Annotated in this window: 5 protein-coding genes; 2 read left to right on the top strand and 3 right to left on the bottom strand. The window is 64.9% G+C overall.

Features of this window, described 5'->3' with window-relative positions:
- The 3 genes from VGD20_RS19835 to VGD20_RS19825 form a co-directional block, all read right to left on the bottom strand.
- Nucleotides 1–803: cation transporter (locus VGD20_RS19835; RefSeq protein WP_331136100.1), on the bottom strand; the 803-nt coding region annotated here is incomplete at its 3' end.
- Nucleotides 800–1,165 (bottom strand): hypothetical protein, encoded by a 366-nt coding sequence (locus tag VGD20_RS19830; protein WP_331136099.1) that lies wholly within the window; start codon nucleotides 1,163–1,165, stop codon nucleotides 800–802. The genes VGD20_RS19835 and VGD20_RS19830, both read right to left, overlap by 4 nt.
- 148 nt (nucleotides 1,166–1,313) lie before the next feature.
- The gene (locus VGD20_RS19825) at nucleotides 1,314–1,991 is read right to left on the bottom strand and encodes an MgtC/SapB family protein (RefSeq protein WP_331136098.1); all 678 of its coding nucleotides are present in this window, start codon (nucleotides 1,989–1,991) and stop codon (nucleotides 1,314–1,316) included.
- Between the two features lie 111 nt (nucleotides 1,992–2,102).
- Here VGD20_RS19825 and VGD20_RS19820 point away from each other — a divergent pair, with 111 nt between their 5' ends.
- The gene (locus tag VGD20_RS19820; protein ID WP_331136097.1) at nucleotides 2,103–2,864 is read left to right on the top strand and encodes a histidine phosphatase family protein; all 762 of its coding nucleotides are present in this window, start codon (nucleotides 2,103–2,105) and stop codon (nucleotides 2,862–2,864) included.
- A partial coding sequence (locus tag VGD20_RS19815) for an NAD(P)H-hydrate dehydratase (protein WP_331136096.1) occupies nucleotides 2,857–3,154 on the top strand: 298 nt, incomplete at its 3' end. The genes VGD20_RS19820 and VGD20_RS19815, both read left to right, overlap by 8 nt.

The raw sequence follows: 3,154 nt of genomic DNA, 5'->3' as shown, positions 1-3,154 counted from the left end.
GTCTCGCGAAGGCGGATGCGCGCGTCGGGATAGCGCTTTTCGAGCAGGGACCGGACCGCTTCGGCGTCGTCGGACAGTTTGGCGCTCGCGAGCGCGCGCGGCGCGCCATCGACCAGCTCGGCGGTCGAGGAGCGGAGCGCAGTCAGGCCGTCGTGAAGTATGTCGAGCGATATGATAGCGGCCGCGACCGAGTCCGCCCACCACCATCCGAGACCCAGTCCGATAATGCCTGCGACACCCGCAGCCCCGGTCATCCAGTTCGCCTTGTTCATCAACGCGTCGGTATGAAGAAGCTTGTCGGCAAGATCTTCGGCGAGCGGCAACTCCTTGCGACCGATGATCATCGGCGGGATCATGGCATAGATCTGCGCCGCGATCATGAGCCAGCCGAGCCAGATGTCGTGGCCGAACAGACGCACCGAGCCGACCGTGACATGCTCGGCTTTCACGAGCGTCATCGCGGCGTCCCAGAGGAGGAGCGCGCCGGTCCCGGCGAGCGCGACCGCGGCGAGGAAGAAGCCGAGGCCGTTGACCCGTTCGAACCCGAACGGGAATTTATGAGACCTCGTGCCCTTTCGTTCCATGCGGGCGGCGACGAGAAAGGCGATTGGCGGCACGAGGCCGAGGGTGTCCTCGATCCATGCGGTCTTCATGGTCTGACTCTGGCCGAGGACGAGCCCCATCACCGCGATGATCGAGATCGTCCAGACTATGTTCCACCATTCAAGGCGCTCCGCACGGCGAAGCGTCTCGCGCAAACCCGGCGGCAGAGCGTCGACATGGGTTCCGTCGGGCGAGGTCATTCGGCACCACCCGGCGGTGCGACACCGCGCGCCTCTGTCTCGACGAGCATGATCCAGCGGTTCTCGCCATTCTTCATCGCGGCGTGCCATTCGATCTCTTCGCCGGCGCGCGCGATCGGCGGGGACAGCGAGACGTCCGCTACAAGCGGACTATCCTTCCGAAAGGGCGCGACGATCAGATCGAGTTTGCCGGCTTCCAGATCGGCGATCAGCGGTTCGAGCGGGCCGGTCACGATCCGGGCCTTGCTGCCCGTCGCTTTCTCGAGGCGTGCAACCAGCTGCTCGGCGCTTGAGGGGAGCGGAGCCGCCGTACCGACGGTAAATGTCTTGCGTTGCGCGATTGTCGCGAGGCTGCCGTCCATGTCCGCCGGAAATTTATCGCAACCGGATATAAGGAAGAGCGAGGGAGCCAGAAGGCAAAGGGCGATGCGCCATCCGGCCCGTGGCTTGTCCTCGCCGCGGCCTGCAGCCGGAACCCCGATCGGCATTGAGAATCCGGGGCGCCGCATCTCAGGCCTGCTGCGGCCGGATATGAAAGGAGGTTATGGCGGGGTCGTTCGACCAGCTTGCGGCAAGCGCTTCGGCGCGGATCTCGCTATAGCCGTTCGCAATGGCGCTGAAGGTCTGCGTTTCGCCGTCCAGTTTCTGGTCGATCGTGATGAATTTGAGCCCCGTCGCGGCAAGCGCGTCTGCAAACCGCGACAGGGTCATGTCCGCGCTGCGGCTGTAGCTCGCGTTGACGTGCGCGACGCGGCGCTGCGGCGCATAGCGCTCGGTGATGGCAACCGCGGCGAGAACCGCGAGCGTTGCGACGCCGCCGAAGATGGCGAGTTCGTAGAAACCGATCCCGAAAAGCATGCCGAGCGTTGCCGTCGTCCAGAGCGATGCGGCCGTCGTCAGACCGCGGACGTTGAAGCCTTCGCGAAAGATGACGCCGCCGCAAAGGAAGCCGATCCCGGTCAATATGCCGTGGGCCATGCGGACGGGGTCGATGCGGATGACCTCGACCGGCGCGTCGTTGAGCCAGGCCATCTGATGCACGGCCGAGAGCATGAGCAGGCAGCAGGAGAGGGCGACAAGGATATGCGTACGGAGGCCTGCGGGACTGGCACGATATTCGCGTTCGGCGCCGATGATGGCGCCTGCCGCTATCGCGCCAGCGATTGGCCAGAGAAGTTGAGGGTCCATCGTCTCCACCGGGCAATTACGGTTAGGCTATCCGCTGGGTTCCGTCGACTGAACAGGTCCGGGCGAATTCGCGTCGGCGCAACGAGTTTGGCGGCGCGGCGTTGGAACGACATGACACCGCGCTGGCCATCAACGCTTTGGGTCGTCCGTCACGGACAGAGCGCGGGTAATGTCGCGCGCGATGCCGCCGATGCTGCCGGCGACTTGCGCATTGCGCTCGATCACCGCGATGTCGATGTGCCCTTGTCCCGGCTCGGCGAGGAGCAGTCGCAAGCGCTCGGCGAATGGTTCGCGGACGGCGAAGAAGACGGACGGCCCGAAATCATGCTTGCCTCGCCCTATGTACGCGCGGTCCAGACCGCCGAAATCTTCCGCGCCGCTGGCGGCTGCGCGGCCGACGAGAAAATCTGCATCGACGAGCGATTGCGCGAAAAGGAATTCGGCATCCTCGACGGGCTGACGCATGTCGGCATCGAGGCCTCTCATCCCGAGCAGGCGGCATTCCGGACATTGCTGGGCAAATTCTATCATCGCCCGCCGGGCGGCGAGAGCTGGTGCGACGTGATCCTGCGGCTCCGGTCGCTGCTCGACACGGTGTCGCTTCACTACGGCGGGCGGCGCGTGATGATCGTCGCGCATCAGGTCGTGGTGCTCTGCCTGCGCACGATCATCGAAAATCTCGGGGAGAAGGACATCCTGGCGATCGACAGGGAAGGCGACGTCGCCAATTGCGCGATTACCGAATATCGGTTCGATCCCGGCATTGGCCGCGACGGCAATCTGGTGCTGGCGCGCTACAATGTCACCGCCCCGATGAAAGGCGAGGTCGCGGTGACGCGCGAGCCCGATGCGATGGTGGCCGCGCGTGGGTGAGGAAGCGCGGCTGGACACGGCATGGCTGAAGGCCAATCCGCTTCCCGATCATCATGACAATGTCGACAAGAACGGCCGCGGCAGGGTGCTTGTCATCGGCGGGTGTCGACGGGTGCCGGGCGGCATGTTGCTGACCGCCGAGGCTGCCTTTCGAGCCGGCGCGGGAAAGGTCACGATCGCGACGATCGCCTCTGCCGCGATCCCGATCGGCATCGCTTTTCCTTCCTGCGCGGTGGTAGCTCTTCCCGAGACAGAAAGCGGCGAAATCTCGCCGGACAGCGCAGAGTTGC

It is taken from the genome of Sphingopyxis sp. (assembly GCF_036402335.1).
Lineage (GTDB): Bacteria > Pseudomonadota > Alphaproteobacteria > Sphingomonadales > Sphingomonadaceae > Sphingopyxis.
The sequence above is the reverse complement of the archived record's forward strand: the minus strand, read 5'-3'. Positions and strand labels throughout refer to the sequence as shown.